The organism is Anaerococcus sp. C0059F3, assembly GCF_056590475.1.
In genome coordinates this window covers 41723-59094 of the sequence record NZ_JBWPWE010000001.1, presented here as the reverse complement: position 1 = coordinate 59094, position 17372 = coordinate 41723, and the positions used below count along the sequence as shown (strand labels likewise).

The window sequence follows — 17372 nt, the reverse complement described above, 5'->3', positions numbered from 1 at the left end:
TAAATTATTATACCATTTCTCTAATTTTATGATATGATAAATATATGAAGTATGTAAAAAATAATTTTGCCAACGGCCTTGCACTCTTGGCCCTAATCTGCCTAATCTTTAAGGCTTTTATAGGACAAGGTCTATCAATTAATGAAAATTTAATAGAAAGGACACTCACATCCTACATCATAGCCTACCTAGCCTTTAAAATTTCCTATATGGAAACAAAAAAGGTCGGCCTAATCTTTGTTCCCCTCATCTTTCACAGCCTAGTCATGGCTCTTGTTATAAGGGGCGGGTTTTCGCAGAAAATTCCTAGCGATATGGTCCAAATAATAACCACGCTTTATAAATTACTGGTCATGGTTGGGGTCTTTTTTGCCATTGAATTGTTCTTTAATAAACTCTTGGGAAGCCTTGCAACATCAATTTTAGGTGGGATTTCGCTTATAATTTTTATCGCCATTTCCTTTAGCAAGAAGCTAGCCATTCTCGAAGCTTTTGAGGATTTTTTCCTCTATTTTTCCTTCTATGTAATGGCAATTAGGGTGAGGTCTGCATCAAGCTTAAACCCTCTCCTCCTAGTCCTTGGCCTAATCTTGGTGGCAGGCGAAATGTATATCAAGGAAAAATATATAAAAATCGACTACGGATTTTTGTTTAGTATCTTCCCACTATCCTACCTGGCCCTTAAAACTGTAAGTCGCGAGTCGGCCTTTGACCTTATTGACCACTTGATTTTTGCCCTAATCTATATCTATCCGGCCCTTTTTGTGATTATCAAAGCGAGCCTTGATATAGAAATCTTGGCCATTTCAATAATTGCAATACTCGCTTCTTATATTCTTGGCCAAGGCATTTTCAAAATCAAAAACAAATATCTTTCCTATTTGCTTTTAGGAATCAACTAGAAACGCAGACACTTGGCCTGCGTTTTTTAAATTATTTCCTTAAGAAACATTGCTATAGCAACAACAGCTATAGTTTTAATAATAGATAGGGTTTTATCCATTCCGTATTTTTTCACTAAGAATTTTGACAAAAATTCCATAATAATTGTAACTATCAAAGTAATAATAAAAATTTTTAGGTATCTCATTTTCTCCTCCTTATTTGATTTCCCAAGCTACAGTCACTTCACTTCTTAGCCTTGACCATGGGATATTTTCTTGGGTAGTTTTTTTCATATTAATGGGGTCATTTATCAGAAAAGACCCATTTTTATAGGAATCCACGACCATGTAGTGGCCAGCATTTATAAAAGTTCCAGGACCTACTCTAATAACTATAGGATTGTCCTTAAGGGCCTGGATGAAGGCTTCTTTGTGGATTGGAATGTCGTAAGATTTTAGGCCGTAAGCCTCAACACCTTCTATAAAATATTGCCAGTCAGTCCCATCCCAAGATGAGTAGTCCCTGGCAACATCCATGGTGTTTGTTGGGTAGATGTCGTTTGTATTTAGCTTGCGATTTAGGACCATGGCCATGACTGTTGGCCCACAGCCCAGATTTGCCATAGTGCCTACAGAATAAGATTTGCCTGCCCAACGCTTGTCGGTTTGGCTAAAATATGGGGTTTTTCTCATGAGATTTTGAGAAAATCCCGGCTTAAATTCTCCACCTGTCCCCCTTGATAAGTAGGCATGGTTGACCTTGTACCTATAAATAGCCTCGCCCTTTTCATTTATCCAATACATTTTGTGGTCAAAAACCTTGTTGACATTGCGGAGTAAGTTGAGACTTCTTTCGTGAAAGGCATATTTCTTGCCATCTATTGTGACAAGGCCTTCAGCAGGCTTGCCATCTTCAAAATAATACTTGTCGCCAAGCCAGCCTTTAGGATATGATCCGTCAGTCTTAGTCGCTTCACCGTAATTATTAAAATAGAAGTTCATTCCATCAAAAACCCTATTTTGTTTCCTGAAAATTGACCCATCTTCATCAAAGCCGTAAGTAATGTTGTCAATGGTCTTAAGTCCCTTAGCATAGCCCTTTTCTGGATCGTAATATCCTAGCTTGCCCTTGTAATAATCCCATCCGATGTAGTGGGCTTCCCCATCGGCATCTACAAAGATATTTTCATTTTCAATCTTTTTATTTTTAACCATCTGACCAGTTTTTTTGTCAAAATACCTACGGATCTCGCCTGTATCTATTAATCCCTTGGCCAGACTCCCATCTTCCTTGTAATGATAGGAGTCAGTTAAAAGACCTCCATTTGGGCTTTCACTTTCATTTTTATTTGGTTTTTTGTCTTCAAGTTTTTTTGCATTTTTATTTTTATGATTAAGGTCTGGATATTTTTCAAAAATAACGTCGAGACTTGTTGTATCGTAGTAAACTACCTCTTCTGCAGCAAGGGCAGAATTGATACTTAAGACAGCAGAAAATACCAGACTTAATATGAATAAATTCTTTTTCATCTAAGCTCCTAGGCTTTTCTTTTAATTATATCAAAGATTGGCTATTTTTGGCAAAAGAAAATCCCGACAAAGTCGGGATCAACAGAATATTTATAGGGAAAGTATTTTCTTATTTATTTGAAGACTCTTTTGCTTTTTCAATATTTGCCTTTAATTTGGCTATTTGGTCTTCACTTGTGATTGCTCCTACCACATCTTCGCCGACGATGTTGCCGTTTTTGTCAACTACGATTGTTGTTGGATAAGCAAATACGTGGTCTAGGTATTTCTTGATTTCGCCTTCGTTTTTAACGCCTAGGGCTTGGTAGGTTGGTTTGTTTTCGTCAATTATTCTCTTGAAGGCATCCATGGTTGACTGGTCATACTCAGCGTCTGTGCAAAGAGTAAGGAAGTTTACCTTTTCGTCCTTCTTTAGGTCGTCTGCAACCTTGTTGAGCTCTGGCATCTCTTGGATGCAAGCAGAACAGCCTGTAAACCATAGGTTGATAACTGTTGCGTCATAGTTTTTGAAATCTTCGTTGGTAAATTTCTTGCCATCTTGGTCTTTGGCTTCAAAATTGCCTAAAGTGGTTGGTTTTTCGCCTTCCACTTGAGGTTCTTCAATTGGGGTTGTTGTATCATTTGTAATTTTAGCGCCTTCTGGAAGATCTTCCTTGCTAATAGCTTCTTGTTTTACTTCTTCTGGTTTTGCTTCTTCTTTTTTTCCACATGCTACTAAAGAGCCTGCTAACATTAATGCTAAGATAATTTTGCTTTTATTTTTCATTTTTTTCTCCTTTTTTCTTATAAATTCACTGGTGATGGCCTTGGTTGGACAAGCTTCCACACAATCTCCACACCTGATACATTCTAAATGTGAGGTGTTTTTTCTAATATCAACATCCATCTTACATACCCTTGCGCACTTGCCGCAGTTGATACACTTGTCTTCGCTCAACTTTAATTGATAGAGGGAAAATTTATTAAAGAGCGAATAAAAGGCACCTAGCGGACAAATCCACTTGCAAAATGGTCTGAAAAATCCAATGGAAAGGATGATTGTTATGACCAAAATTACAAATTTAAACCTAAAGAGAGGACCAAGGGCCGCTCTTAGGGAAAGATTTCTCGCCGCAAGAGGTAGGGCTGCTTCCATAATGCCCTGAGGGCAAATGTACTTGCAAAAGAATGGAGGCACAACTTCGTACTGGCCTTTTAAGGCAAAGCCCACTCCAACAAGGAGGCCAGTTAAAATTATGTATTTTATACTCCTTAGGGCCTTTAACTTTTTGGTTGAAAATTTCTTTGTTGGGATTTTATGGAGTAAGTCCTGGAAAAACCCAAAGGGACATAAAAATCCACAGATGAGTCTACCAAAGATGACCCCAAAAAACATCATAAGGCCGATTACATAATAGGAAAACTTATATTTTTTTGATCCTATGACAGCTTGGAGACTTCCAATCGGGCAAGAACCAGCCGCTCCCGGACAGGAATAGCAATTTAATCCAGGTAGGCAGGCTTTTTTGCCAGGTCCCTGGTAGATTTTGCCTTTTAAGAAATTATCCAAGTGGAAGTTGTGAGCCAGGGTGGATAAGGCTTGGATTATTAGTTTTTTGTAATTTTTTACCTTATCCAATGCCTATACACTCCAAACACAGATTGATTGCCTTCATAAAAACCGTATCCACTTCTTTTCTATAGACCCCAAAGCCAATGAAGGCAAGGCTTAGGGCAAGAAGTCCAATTGTAATTTTTCTTTCTTTCATCTTAACCACCTTTTTCATATTTTATATTCTATCAAAGCCTGTGTTAAATTCTCATAAAGACTTGGGAATAATTATAGTGAAAATTGAACCAACTGGCTCGTTGTCTGAAATTTCAATCTTTGCCCTAATCATATCGGCTATTGTTTTTGACAAGGAAAGACCTATTCCATAGCCTTCTTGCCCCCTAGATGAGTCAATTTGATAGAAAAGATCAAAGATTCTTTCCTTATCAGAATCAGAAATTCCAAGACCGGTGTCTGCAACTTTTATTTTTACAAATTTAGAATCTTCCACAGCAGAAATTTCCACCTTCCCGCCTTGCCTGTTGTATTTAATAGCATTTTCAACTATATTAAAGACCAATCTCTGGAGGAGGCCATCGTCTGTGATAAGATTTATATCAGTTTTTTCCGTAATAAGTTCGATATTTTTAAGGTCTGCCTTATCTTCTAGGTCAAGAATTATTTCATCTATCAATATATCAAGATTTACTTCGTCGAGTTTGAGGTCAGATTTTTTCCTCAAAGATAAAATCGCATCGACAAGACCATTTAGCTTGCCAACATTGCTATCAAGGACTCTAAGCATTTTGAGGGCGTCTTCGTCCTTTGTCTTTTGCCTATAAAGATCAATCTGACTTTGCATAACGGCTATAGGAGTCCTAAGCTCATGGGCCACATTTGATGAGAAATCCTTCTGCCTCTTGTAATCAGCGTAGATTTTTTTAAGCATCTTGTTGAAAGCCTCTGAAAGCTCGACAATTTCACTTGAAGTATTATCCAAAATCACCAAATTTTCAAAACTTTCCGGCTTATCTATGTCAACCTCGGTTAGCTTTTTCTGGAGCTTTTTGAGGGGTGCAAGAATTTTCTTTATTATAAAGGCAAAGGAAAGAGATCCCAGGATAATCACAGTTGACATCACAAAAATTAAGTAGATTGTAAAGTCACTTGCCGATTGGACCTTGGTTGTATCTACAAAAAGGACCATGGACCTGTCCATATTACCCATATTTGCGTTCATTTCCTCTATAACACCGTCAATTACCATGGCCTGCTTGCGGTTGATAAGGTACATGCTGACAAGGAGCATGATTATAAAAAGCACCACAACAGCCGAAATTAGTTTGAAAACTACAGAATCATAGACTTTCTGTTTCATGAATCCTATATCCTTTGCCAATTACATTTTCGATTAGGTTTTTGCCGCAGGCAGCCCTTAGCTTTTTCCTAAGCGAAGACATGTGGACCCTCACCGTATTTGAAAAACCATCCGCATTTGAATCCCAAACGTGTTCGATAAGCTCTTCTGCCGAAATAAAACGCTCAGAATTTAAAAACAAGTATTCCAAAATCCCAGTTTCCTTGACTGTAAGGGGAATAACTTCTCCATTAAAAGACGCTTGCCTCTTGATTGTATCAAAGGAGAGGCCGGAAATATCTATAACTGTGGCTTGGTGGATTTTTTTGCCTCTCAAATGTGAACGCATTCTGGCATCAAGTTCTCTAAGGGCAAAGGGCTTTACCATATAGTCGCTCGCCCCAAGATCAAGGCCCTTGACCCTGTCTTCTATGTCGGACCTGGCAGTTAGCATAATAATAGCCACTTCCTTGTTGTCCTCCCTAATGGCTCTAAGGACCTCAAAACCGTCCTTTCCCGGCAAATTCACATCCAAAATTATAAGATCATAGGATTCAACATAAGCCATATCAATGGCATCATCACCGTTACTAGCCTTATCAGTCACATAACCCAAAAGTGTGAGCCCCTCTGCTATAGAATCTAATAAATCTAATTCATCTTCTACTATTAATACCTTCATATTCACCTTCCTTGAAAGTAGTTTATTTCACTTTGATTATATCACAATCTTGTTAAATTATGGTTAAGATTTCTTGCTTTGTATTAAATTTATAAATCTTAAAATTTTTGCAAGAAATCTTAAATATCTTTTATTTTTACTTTACATTTTATAATGTCCAGTATAATATATACTATAGATAAGTATTCTCTTATCTTGGAACTTAATAAAGAGAATAAATGGAGAGTAATATTTATGAAAAATAAAAATTTAGCCCTAGTTTTAGCTACAGCCATAGTTTTAGGTGCATGCGGCAACCAAGCGGCAAAACCAAAAGAAGAAACTAAACAAGAAGTAAGTCAAACAACTGAAAACAAGGGTGTCAAGGAAGTGGAAAACACCAAAAAAGATCATGACGAAAATTCACTAATAGATGCAGACAGAGATCCAATACCACAAGTAGCTACAAATCCAGAAGAAGCAGTAAAAATCTTCCACGAGCACAAATTCGGTGATGGAGCTGTAGGAGCTATAAATATATCAAAACTAAAATTATCATTCTTTAACGAAGCCTTAGATTACGAAATAGAAGGATTCAAAGATGGCAAAGAATATAAACTAAAAATTGCAGATAATGGAAAAATCGTAGAAGAAGAAATCGATGAAGATGATGATACCAACAAATTAGCCCTAGATTTCGATAAAATTATACCAGCAACAGAAGCCATGGAAAAAGCCCTAAAAGGCCAAGCAAAAAATGCCTGGGTTGTAGAATACGAGCTAGAAATAGATGATGGCAGGGCTGTTTATGATATAGATATAGAAAATGGAAGAGATGTAAAAATAGATGCAGCAACAGGTGAAATAATCAAATAATTTTAGAAAATAGGCCCTTGGGTCTATTTTTTGTCTTTATTTTCCAAAAATTCACTTTTTTTGATAGGTTTTGGCATTAAACTCTAAAATTTGTAAAATTAAGCCCTTTTGGTATAATTTAAGAGATAATTGATTAAAAGGGAGTATATAGATGAACAAAAAATTATTAGCCTTACTATTAGCAGGAACCTTTGTTTTTGCTGGCTGCAATCAAGATAAAGCAGAAAACAAGGAAGAAACAAAACAAGAAGAACAAGCAGAAAAACCTGCTGAAGACGCAAAAGACGAAGGCAAAGAAGAAAAACCAGAAGAAAAAGCAGACGAAAAAACAGCTGACATAGTTCTTCCAGACAACAAGGTAACATTAAAGGCAGCAAGCTACAAGTTTGAAAGCCATGTGGGTGGCGCACCTTACAACCTAACAGAAGTGACCTACGAAGTAGAAGATAATGGAGAGGCTTATTACAATTTTGAAGGTGAAAAAGATGGAAAAGAGTATAAGCTAAAGGTAAATGCCAACTCAGCAGAAACCACAGAAGCCGAAATAGAAAAAGGAGCCGACAAGGAAAATCCAGTAGACTTAGGCAAATCCATCCCACCAGAAGAAGCAATGAGAATAGCCCTAGAATCAAACGGAGGCGGCACTGTAAAAGAATGGAAACTCTATAACGACGGCGAAGGCGAAAAATACGAAATCGAACTAGAAGACGGCAAAGAAATCACAGTTAATGCTATAAATAAAAAAGTAATGTAAGAAAAGCTAGCTAAAGATTACTCAAATAATCTAAAAGCTAGCTTTTTAAATATCTAATTTAAAATCCACAAAAAATTTTATAATAAGATATAATTGAAATTTACTATTGTTTTCTTATTTGTAACATTCTAACACAATATTCTAGAAAAAACTTAGATTTCTTTCCTACTTTGATTTTTCTATGAAACTATCCCAATCTTTTTTGAAACTTTCTATACCTTGAGTTGTAAGTGGATGGGTCCAGAGTTTTTCAAAAAGAGTACCTGGAATAGTTGCTATATGAGCTCCTGCTAGGGCTGCTTCTTCTAGGTGCTTGTTGGTCCTTATTGAGGCAGCTATGATTTCACTTTCTAGGCCATAGTTATCTAATACTGTCTTTAGGTCATAAATTAGCCTGATTCCATCTTCGCCCATATCATCGATTCTGCCGATAAATGGTGAAATATAGGTCGCTCCTGCCTTTGCTGCCATAAGTCCTTGGGCTACTGAGAAGATTAGTGTGCAGTTGGTTTTGATGCCTTCTTTTGAGAGGGTGTTTACTGATTTTAGGCCGTCTTCTGTCATCGGGATTTTTACTACTATATTATCAGCCCATTTTGCTATGTCTCTTGCTTCTTTGACCATGCCTTCATAGTCATAGTGGGTGACTTCTGCTGAGATTGGTCCATCGACAAAAGATGCGATTTCTGTGACGACTTCTTTGAAGTCCCTACCTTCTTTGTTAATTAAGGATGGGTTGGTTGTAACTCCATCACATAGGCCTAGGTCATTGATTCTTTTTATCTGGTCCACATTTGCTGTGTCTAAGAAAAATTTCATTTTTGCTCCTTAAGAAATAGTTACAATTGAGATTCTATATCTGTGAGATAAAGATAAAGAACAAGTGTTTTATATATATCATTTTGTTAGCATGGTGTATATTTCATTTTCTGATAACTTGCATAATCTGTCTACTGCTTCTTCACTATTGCACATTATAGCTATTTTGCTTAATATTTCAATATGTTCATCTCCATTTGCTGCAATCATCACTACAAACTTTACTACTTTCCCATTCCAACTTATACCTTGCGGTAACGCCATTATTGCTAGTCCTGTATTTATAATAGTGTCGTCTTTATCGTCTATCATTGCATGAGGAATTGCCAGACCGAAACCTATCGCTGTATCAAATTCTTTTTCTTTACTCATTACAGAATCTTCAAACTCTTTTTTTACATAACCACTTTCGTGGAGAACTTTACACAATTCACTAATAGCTTTATTTTTAGATATTATTGAATCACATTTAATGATATTATTTTCTATAAGAATATCCATGCACACTTAACCTCTTACCACATCCATGATCCGCCAGTTAGGTTTATAGATTGTCCTGTCATGTATGAAGACTTATCTGATAATAAAAACCAAACCAAGTTAGTAACATCTTCTAGGCTAGCAATCCTTTTTAAAGGTGTATTTTGTTCAAAAGTTTTCATTACTTCATCACTTTTTATCTTTTTTTTCCTAGCGTAGTCCTCTATTTGTTTATCCCACATTGGAGTATAAACAACACCAGGACATATATCATTACACCTTATGTTATATTCACCAAACTCTTTTGCTATTGATTGTGTCAATGCAATTACTCCCGCTTTACTTGAACAATATGCCGCATATTCATTAGTTCCTTTTTTGCCAGATTGGCTAGAGAAATTTACTATTGCTCCTCCATTATTCTTAATCATATGCTTTATAGCAACTTGACAACATAAAAATTGCCCCTTTAGATTTACATCTAATGTCCTATCCCAGATTTCTTCACTAGTTTCTAAGAAAGGAATAATGTACGAAATCCCAGCTGCATTTATCCAATAGTCTAATCCGCCATAAATACTTACTACATCATCTATTGCATCTTCAATCTCTTTTTTATTGGTTATATCGACTTTATATAATTTTCCAGTATGTCCTAATTCAGACAATTTCTGCTCTTTCGCTAGAATCTTATCTTCTTGATTATCTAGTCCTATAACTATGCTACCTTGTTTTGCAAAATAATCTAAACACGCTTCACCTATACCACTAGCTGCTCCAGTTATTACAACTATTTTTTCATTAAAATCATTCTTGTTAATTCTATTATTGTTCATTTGCAAAAATTTTCCCCTTCTTTAAATCTTCAACTAACTTGTCATATTCTGGGTCATTCAAATAATTATCAACAGTTCTAATTATTGCATTATTAGTAGCGCTCTCAGCTCTCTGCTTTAATTCTCTTTGAGTGAAAATAATCTTAGCATCACTAGGAACTCTATCAACAGGCATATGAATAACATCTATATATAGATTTGCCTCTTTTAATTTTTTCCTCAGCACACTTGCCCCCATCGCTGATGAGCCAACTCCCGCATCACACGCAAATATTATAGAATTAATTTCTTCAGTTTCATAGAATATTAATTCATCATTTTTTTTATTATTTGATAGACCTAAAACATCTGACATTTCATCTGATAAACTGGTATTTATATCTTCTTGATTTTTATCCATTTTAAGAATTAAACTAGCTACAGCACAACTTGCTATTATTCCAGTAAGCAGTCCTAAGAATACGTTTATAGCACCTGTTTTTGGTAACATAATAATAAACGATACAATACTACCAGGATGAGGATATCCAGCGAGTCCTGCTTTAGTTATCATCCAAACAGAAATCTGTGCAACTCCTCCAGCTATTACCGCTAAGAACATCAATGGTTTCATGAGTACGTAAGGGAAGTATATTTCATGAATTCCACCTATAAATTGAATCAATAAAGATGTTGGAGCTGATTGTTTACTTGTTCCTTTTCCAAATAACCAATAAGCTATTATAACACCTGCACCTGGAGCTGGACTAGATACAAGCATATAATATATTGTTTTCCCTCCTGTTTTTAAAATTTCTGCTGATCCCAAAGGAACAAATATTCCTTGATCAATTGCATTATTTAAAAACAATACCTTCGCGGGTTCTATAATAAATGCTAATAAAGGCATCATCCCCTTATCTATTAAGTTTGTAACTCCACTTTCTGCTATAGCAGTTAACTGATTAATTACAGGTCCAATTATATACAATGATAAACTCATTAAAATTACACCAACTATACCAAAAGAAAAATTATTAACTAACATCTCGAATCCTAAAGGTACTTTGCCTTCTAATAATTCATCAACTTTTTTGATTATATAAGCACCCAAAGGGCCCAGTATCATTGCCGCTAGAAACATAGGTATATCAGATCCAAATACCGCTCCCGCTGCCGCAACTACTCCGGCACATGCTCCCCTCTTACCATATATCATTTCCCCACCAGTATAGGCGATAATAAGAGGTATTAAATAACTTAATACTGGAGATATTAACTTTCCTAAATCCTCATTGGGGAACCAACCAGTTTTTAAAAATAAAGCCGTCAACAGACCCCACGATATGAAAATACCAATATTTGGCAATACCATTCCTGCTAAAAATCCACCAAATTTCTGAACTTTTAATTTGACATCCATAATTTACTCCTTATCATATTATAACATCATCCTGTCATGATGTCATTATAGCTTAAAGTATCTTAAATGTCAAGCTTGAATCAATATTTTTTAATAAGTATAGTTTATTTTTATTTTATATATACTCATATCCCCTCTATCTCTAGACTTGGAATATTCTATGACTTGATTGTTAAAAGAATAAGTTTTTGTTGTAACTAACTGCATCGGTAATCCTACATTAATATTTAAAGATCTAGAATCCTCAAGTGAACATCTGCAAATTTGAAATGTTTTTTCCGCATTTATAATTTTTTTATTATAGTGATTCTCCATAATATCGAATAATGACATTTCAGACAAATTAAACATATCTAAATTAGGAAAAATGTCTACAGGTACAATTGTAGTAACACATATTACAGGTTTATTGTTTACGCTCCTGACTCTTTCTATTCTATAAAATTTTTCATACTGTGCATTAAAAATTTTCAGTAATTCATCATTCTTATCAATAGTTTCAATTGATTTACATTTTGTATCTATCGTCTTACCTTGACTCTTCAGCTCATCTCTGAAACTTCTCAAGTTTTGTAAATCCCAAGAATTGACCTTTTCTTTCTCTTTTACAAAAGTTCCTATACCATTTCTTTTCTCTAAATACCCATCATTTACAAGGATTGATATAGCTTCTCGTACAGTGGTACGACTCAAATTGTATGTATTTCCCAACTCAAGTTCTGACGGAATTTGTTCTCCCTCTAACAAGGATCCATTTTTAATTTTTTCTAGAAGTATGTCTTTTAATTGTATATATAACGGTATCGGGCTACTCTTATCAATAATCATTTTACACCTCTCAAAGTTTTAATATTTTGATTCTAAACATATCTATAAAATCATTTATAATTTTATGTTATTTAAATTTAAAATTCAAACATTAATTACTTATAATCTACCTTAAAAATTATTTTTTTCTAAAAACAACAATAATTATATTAGGAAATTTATAATGAGCCCCCAAATCTAGAGCTGTAAATATCACTACATCTTATTAAAGAAACTAACACCGAAAATATAACAATCAAATCTGTGGATTTCACCACTAAGAAGTAGGAATTTAAAATTATAAAATAAAATACAATATCAAGTTATTAACTAGGTTAGTAAAACCAGACACATATTAAATAAAATGAGTCTATAATAAATCGTGTTGGTAGAAGTAAATGATATTTCTATCATCACGATTTTTTGTAAAAAAAAGACATATTTAATTATTTACCCTATAATCAAAAGGAGATTAAATATGTCTAACAATTAATTTATTACAAATCTACTAAATACCAAAGATAAAAACCTAAATTTTTCTGATGGAATATATCACAAAGTTATTAAAGGTGTAATTCATACAATTCTAACAGCTAAATTAGAATATTCTGATCAAGTTTGCCCTCATTGTGGATCTCACCATAATCTAATTAAGTAGGGCTTTAAACCATCTACTGTAAGATGTTCTAGGGTAAGTGATCATCCTGTATTAATTGATTTGAGGAGCAGAGGATATTGAGAAGAAAGATTTTAAATTATTTAAATTTCATTTAAATTACTTTAAGGATAAAGTTATTGGGAGAATGATAACAAGAATAGATACTTGTTTTTATTACCTTAATTTAATTAAGAACTCATTTACCTATGATTATTATAATGGACCACTTGAGAGTATTAACAACTTCATAAAAGTATTAAAGAGAATAGATTTTGGCTACAGGAATTTTTCAAATTTTAGAACAAGAATCTTTATTACTAGGAATTTACTAGCTAACTAAAAATTCAGGGATAGAAATTTCTATCCCTGATAAAGTATTTTGTTGATTTTTATTTACCAACACGATTTGATAAAGAGCCAAATTTCCCAAGCAAAAAGGCGAGGATTTCCTCGCCTTTAGTTTTTTATTTATTTTTTGCCTTTGTTTTGAGAAGCTGTTTTTTCTTTTTCTTCTCTTCTCTTCTTCATTGATTCTAAGATACCGTCTACCATTGCGTCCATGTCTGGTTCTTTTGCTTTCTTTAGTGAAGATACCATGTCTAGACCTTCTGGAAGTACGTCCATTAGTCTCATTTCTTCGTCTATGAATTTTTCCATTTTTTCTGCTGCTTGTGGAGCCCATGTTCCGTTACCGATGATTGAGATCGCTCTGTTTTGTAGGTTTAGAGCCTTCATATCTTCTAGGTAGTTTAGCATTACTGGATAGATTCCTAGGTTGTAGGTTACAGATGCTAGTACGATGTTTGAGTATTTGAAGCTTTCTGCGATTAGAGTTGATACGTGTGTGCTTGATACGTCTCTTAGTGAGATGTTGGTCATGCCTTTTTCGCAAAGTTTGCTTGCTAATGCTTGGGCTGCAAATTCTGTGTTGCCGTACATTGATGCATATACGATTAGGACACCTTCTTCTTCTGGTTCATAGGTTGCCCAGTGAACGTATTTGTCGATGATGTATCCGAAGTTGTCTCTCCATACAAGTCCGTGTAGTGGGCAGATGTATTTAAGGTCTAGGCCACCTGCTTTTGCTAGGGCTTTTTGTACGAATGTACCGTATTTTCCTACGATGTTTGTGTAGTATCTACGTCCTTCATCTAGGTAGTCTCTATCCCAGTTTACTTCGTCTGCGAATAATCTACCGTTGTTTGCGATAAATGATCCGAATGCGTCTGCTGAGAATAGTACTTTGTCATATGAGTCATAAGACATTAATACTTCTGGCCAGTGTACCATTGGTGCTTCTACGAATGTGAATTCGTGTTTACCAAAGCTTACTGTGTCGCCTTCTTTTACTTCGATGTATCTATCGTCTACGTGATAACCAAATTGTCTCATGAACATAACTCCTTTTTCAGAAGAAATTATCTTTAAGTTTGGATATCTTTGTAGCATCAATTCTATTGATGAGCAGTGGTCTGGTTCCATGTGGTGAACGATTAAGTAGTCTAGGTCTCTGCCGTTTAATACTCTTGCTACGTTTACCATGTATTCTCTTGTTATTGCCCAGTCAACCGCATCGATTAAAACTGTTTTTTCGTCCATTAATAGGTAGGAGTTGTATGATACACCTTCAGGTATTGGAAATATATTTTCAAATAAGGCTAATCTTCTGTCATCTCCACCTACATAATATAAATCGTCTGTTACTTTTCTAACTGTATACATTATTACCTCCTACTACTTTCTATCTGCTGGGAATTCCATCTTAATAAATTCGGATTTTTCTTCGCCAGAAACTGGTGATACCCAGCTGTCAGGAAGTTTATCAAATGGAGTACCTGGCTCGATTCCTTGAGATGGATCTCCTACTTGAGGATCATATTCATATCCTGAACCTAAGTCTAAATAAACGTCTTCTTTTGGAGCCATTTTTCTTGGTTTAGATCTCTTAATTTTTGGTTGTGGTGGTGCTGGTTTCTTTGCTTCGCCATTATCAAGTTCTTTGATTAATAGTGGAAGAATTTCCATAGCATCGCCTACTATACCGTAGTCACAGTTGTTGAAAATGTGAGCATTCTTGCTGTTGTTAATTGCAACGATTGTTGATGCGTCTTTCATTCCCTTTAAGTGTTGTCCAGCTCCTGATACACCTACACCGATGTAGAGGTTGCCTTTGAAGCTTTGACCAGACATACCGATATATCTTTCAAGTGGAACGTATTTTAATGTTTCTGCAACTGGTCTAGATGATGAAATAGCTGCACCTGCTTGGTAAGCAAGGTCTTCTATTAGTTTCATATTCTTCTTTTCACCTATACCACGACCTGCTACAACAACTCTTTGTGCTTCGTTAATTGGTGTCATAGGATCAATTCCTATTGTGAAGTCATATCCGTCTTTCTTAAGGGCTGCAACTAAATTTTTAACTGCTTCTTTTGGATCTCCTTCGAAGATTTCGCCTTTACGTACGCCTGCGATTGGAGCTGCTGATCCTTTTGATCCAGCTCTTTGCATCTTTGGAGCACGACCAACTGTGTTTGCACCAACTACTACTCTCATGATTTCGTTAGTACCTTCGTAAATTTGTGTAATCTTAGCATCTCTGAAGAATCTTTCTACGTCAACACCCTTGATAAATCCAGAACCACCGTATAGTTGAACTGCTTCAGTTGTAATCTTCATTGCAAGATCTGATGCAACTTGTTTAGCCATAGCTGCTTCTGCAGAATATCTTTCGTGATTTTCTTTAAGTTCTGCAGCAGAATAAATCATAAGTCTTGCACCGCGTAGATATGTTGCCATATCAGCAAGTTTGAATGTATTTCTTTGTAAGTGAGCAATTGGCATACCAAATTGTTCACGTTCTTTTGCATAAGCAAGGGCGGATTCATATGCACCTTGGCCAATACCTAGGGCTTGAGATGCTATACCAATTCTACCACCGTCTAGGGTAGCCATAGCTATAGCGAAACCTTGGCCTTCTTTACCAAGTAAGTTTTCTTTTGGAACTTTTACATTATCAAAGTGTAGTTCAGCTGTAGAAGATGATCTGATACCTAATTTGTCATAGTGATCAGAGAAGGTGAATCCTTCAAATTCTTTTTCTACGATAAATGCTGAAATACCGTGGGTACCAATACCTGGTGTTGTAACTGCAAATACTACATAAGTATCAGCCTTTGGAGCGTTTGTGATAAAGATTTTTTTACCATTAAGTATATAGTTATCGCCATCAAGAACTGCTGTTGTTTCTGTACCACCAGCATCTGATCCAGCATTTTCTTCTGTTAGACCAAAAGCACCTATTTTTTCACCTTTAGCAAGTGGAACAAGGTATTTTTGTTTTTGTTCTTCGGTACCGAAAGCAAATATTGGCCAGGAACCTAAAGATGTGTGTGCTGAACAAATTACACCTACACCGCCATCTACTCTTGATAATTCTTCTACTGTAATTGCATAAGAAATTACATCAAGACCTTGGCCGCCGTATTCTTTTGGATATGGGATACCCATAAATCCTAACTGACCCATTTCCTTAACTATATCATCAGGAAACTCGTTTTTTTGATCTAGGTCGAAGGCGATTGGTTTTACCTTTTCTTCTGCGAAAGCTCTGACTTTTTTCCTAAGCTCTTCGTGTTGTTCTGTTGTCTTAAAAAGCATATAATCCTCCTTACATTATTATCCTTATAAAAGTATTGTAGCCTTAAGAAAACGTTTTGTCAAGTATATTTTTTATTCCAAATATCTTATAAATTTGTTTGGCAAAACCCTCCTTTCTCCCAAAATAACTAAAAGTTAATTGTCAAAATTAATTATTTACTAGAAATTTAAGTAAAATCTGACATTTGTTTCAAATTTGAGGATGGTCTTTCAAAACATTTTCCCTACTTTAATATATATCCATTTTTGCGTTTTTTTAAACCAAAATAAGGAAATTTTCAATAAAAATCCACAAAAAAATTGACATTTTTTCCCTCCTTTAAAACAAAAAAACAAAATCACCTAGCTTATTTTTGTAAATTCCATTCCCATCAAAGCTTAAAAAAGTTTTAAGTTTCATAAATGGCCTTTAGGGTATAATAGGAATAAGAGGTGAAATATGAAAAATAAATTATTTAAACCAATACTTTTATCAATTATGGCCATAAGCCTAATTGGCTGTGAATCAAATGATGCAGCAGATAAAAATTTAGGAGAAAATCAAGTAGTAGAAGCCCACGACGAGGATCAAAATTCTGACAATAAGCCTGCCGAAGATAAGATTGATAAGTCAGAATCTGAAGATGATAAAGAAAATGAAAACAAGGAAGATAGCAAAGTGGCAGATAAAAAAGAAGACGAAAAAAACCTTCACGAAAAAGACGGCAAATACGTCACAACCATGATTGCTAAACTTAAGGGCGAATCAGATGACTACATCACATCTACAGCCTATGATTATAAGTTTGAAGACGATAGGTTTGTAGTTTCAGGATCCTTTGATTATTTAGAAAATCCAGAGGACTACGAAAAGGTCGAAGAAATCAAAAATGAAGAAGACCACAAATTTGTAATCAACGACAAAACTGTATTTGAAGCTGTTGGTGGCATGGCCCCAGCTAAGGAATTCACCAAGGAAGACTTCCTCAAATATCTCGAAGAATGCAAGGATACAGGTCTAGCCCTAATAATCTTTGTAGAAAATGGAGTCGCAACAAGCGTTTCAATTTCTTCATAAAAAAATAAAAAGAAATTCAAATCTCAGATGGCTAAAACAGGCTGTCTGAGATTTTTTTAT

18 protein-coding genes are annotated in these 17372 nt (G+C 35.1%); 5 read left to right on the top strand and 13 right to left on the bottom strand.

From position 1 onward, the window contains the following. The first annotated feature begins 44 nt into the window (after nucleotides 1-44). Nucleotides 45-902: a hypothetical protein gene (locus AC1EJ5_RS00275; RefSeq protein ID WP_479813829.1), complete on the top strand. Its 858-nt coding sequence runs from the start codon at nucleotides 45-47 to the stop codon at nucleotides 900-902. A gap of 26 nt (nucleotides 903-928) precedes the next feature. On the opposite strand, the gene AC1EJ5_RS00270 is transcribed toward AC1EJ5_RS00275, so the two are convergent. The 6 genes from AC1EJ5_RS00270 to AC1EJ5_RS00245 form a co-directional block, all read right to left on the bottom strand. Further along, entirely contained in the window at nucleotides 929-1090 is a 162-nt protein-coding gene (locus AC1EJ5_RS00270; RefSeq protein WP_209772623.1) for a hypothetical protein, read from the bottom strand. Nucleotides 1091-1100: 10 nt separating this feature from the next. After that, nucleotides 1101-2414: a C39 family peptidase gene (locus AC1EJ5_RS00265; protein ID WP_479813827.1), complete on the bottom strand. Its 1314-nt coding sequence runs from the start codon at nucleotides 2412-2414 to the stop codon at nucleotides 1101-1103. A 109-nt stretch (nucleotides 2415-2523) separates the two neighbouring features. Continuing rightward, the gene (locus tag AC1EJ5_RS00260) at nucleotides 2524-4032 is read right to left on the bottom strand and encodes a 4Fe-4S binding protein (protein ID WP_479813825.1); all 1509 of its coding nucleotides are present in this window, start codon (nucleotides 4030-4032) and stop codon (nucleotides 2524-2526) included. Next, complete coding sequence (locus tag AC1EJ5_RS00255; protein ID WP_223418252.1) at nucleotides 4025-4162, bottom strand: CD1871A family CXXC motif-containing protein; 138 nt, start codon at nucleotides 4160-4162, stop codon at nucleotides 4025-4027. The genes AC1EJ5_RS00260 and AC1EJ5_RS00255 overlap by 8 nt, the downstream gene beginning before the upstream one ends. A gap of 51 nt (nucleotides 4163-4213) precedes the next feature. After that, a complete protein-coding gene (locus AC1EJ5_RS00250) occupies nucleotides 4214-5323 on the bottom strand; it encodes a sensor histidine kinase (RefSeq protein ID WP_479813823.1) in 1110 nt (369 codons plus the stop codon). After that, nucleotides 5304-5984 (bottom strand): response regulator transcription factor, encoded by a 681-nt coding sequence (locus AC1EJ5_RS00245; protein WP_223418256.1) that lies wholly within the window; start codon nucleotides 5982-5984, stop codon nucleotides 5304-5306. Before AC1EJ5_RS00245 ends, AC1EJ5_RS00250 begins: the two co-directional genes overlap by 20 nt. A 234-nt stretch (nucleotides 5985-6218) precedes the next feature. On the opposite strand from AC1EJ5_RS00245, the gene AC1EJ5_RS00240 reads away from it, so the two are divergent. Both AC1EJ5_RS00240 and AC1EJ5_RS00235 read left to right on the top strand, forming a co-directional pair. Further along, nucleotides 6219-6839, top strand: coding sequence for a PepSY domain-containing protein (locus AC1EJ5_RS00240; RefSeq protein WP_479813821.1), 621 nt, complete (start codon nucleotides 6219-6221; stop codon nucleotides 6837-6839). Between the two features lie 151 nt (nucleotides 6840-6990). Next, nucleotides 6991-7593, top strand: coding sequence for a PepSY domain-containing protein (locus AC1EJ5_RS00235; protein WP_308748502.1), 603 nt, complete (start codon nucleotides 6991-6993; stop codon nucleotides 7591-7593). Between the two features lie 165 nt (nucleotides 7594-7758). Here the strand turns inward: AC1EJ5_RS00235 and fsa are convergent, their stop codons facing one another. From fsa to AC1EJ5_RS00210, 5 genes are all read right to left on the bottom strand, one after another. After that, the gene (fsa, locus tag AC1EJ5_RS00230) at nucleotides 7759-8412 is read right to left on the bottom strand and encodes a fructose-6-phosphate aldolase (protein WP_479813819.1); all 654 of its coding nucleotides are present in this window, start codon (nucleotides 8410-8412) and stop codon (nucleotides 7759-7761) included. A gap of 78 nt (nucleotides 8413-8490) precedes the next feature. Further along, nucleotides 8491-8913 (bottom strand): PTS mannitol transporter subunit IIA, encoded by a 423-nt coding sequence (locus AC1EJ5_RS00225; RefSeq protein WP_479813993.1) that lies wholly within the window; start codon nucleotides 8911-8913, stop codon nucleotides 8491-8493. A 14-nt stretch (nucleotides 8914-8927) separates the two neighbouring features. Then, a complete protein-coding gene (locus AC1EJ5_RS00220; protein WP_479813817.1) occupies nucleotides 8928-9728 on the bottom strand; it encodes an SDR family NAD(P)-dependent oxidoreductase in 801 nt (266 codons plus the stop codon). Continuing rightward, nucleotides 9718-11130 carry a PTS transporter subunit EIIC gene (locus AC1EJ5_RS00215; protein WP_479813815.1) on the bottom strand — a complete coding sequence of 471 codons (1413 nt, stop codon included), beginning with the start codon at nucleotides 11128-11130 and terminating at the stop codon, nucleotides 9718-9720. Before AC1EJ5_RS00215 ends, AC1EJ5_RS00220 begins: the two co-directional genes overlap by 11 nt. Nucleotides 11131-11220: 90 nt before the next feature. Next, the gene (locus AC1EJ5_RS00210; protein ID WP_479813813.1) at nucleotides 11221-11958 is read right to left on the bottom strand and encodes a GntR family transcriptional regulator; all 738 of its coding nucleotides are present in this window, start codon (nucleotides 11956-11958) and stop codon (nucleotides 11221-11223) included. A gap of 713 nt (nucleotides 11959-12671) precedes the next feature. Between AC1EJ5_RS00210 and AC1EJ5_RS00205 the strand changes: the two genes are divergently transcribed. Further along, entirely contained in the window at nucleotides 12672-12935 is a 264-nt protein-coding gene (locus tag AC1EJ5_RS00205) for a transposase (protein WP_479813991.1), read from the top strand. A gap of 128 nt (nucleotides 12936-13063) precedes the next feature. Here the strand turns inward: AC1EJ5_RS00205 and AC1EJ5_RS00200 are convergent, their stop codons facing one another. After that, a complete protein-coding gene (locus AC1EJ5_RS00200; RefSeq protein WP_223418267.1) occupies nucleotides 13064-14317 on the bottom strand; it encodes an FprA family A-type flavoprotein in 1254 nt (417 codons plus the stop codon). Between the two features lie 12 nt (nucleotides 14318-14329). Continuing rightward, nucleotides 14330-16255 carry an acyl-CoA dehydrogenase family protein gene (locus AC1EJ5_RS00195; RefSeq protein ID WP_223418269.1) on the bottom strand — a complete coding sequence of 642 codons (1926 nt, stop codon included), beginning with the start codon at nucleotides 16253-16255 and terminating at the stop codon, nucleotides 14330-14332. Between the two features lie 439 nt (nucleotides 16256-16694). Here AC1EJ5_RS00195 and AC1EJ5_RS00190 point away from each other — a divergent pair, with 439 nt between their 5' ends. Further along, on the top strand, nucleotides 16695-17312 hold the full coding sequence (locus AC1EJ5_RS00190; protein ID WP_311480575.1) for a hypothetical protein: 618 nt from the start codon (nucleotides 16695-16697) through the stop codon (nucleotides 17310-17312). Nucleotides 17313-17372: the final 60 nt, after the last annotated feature.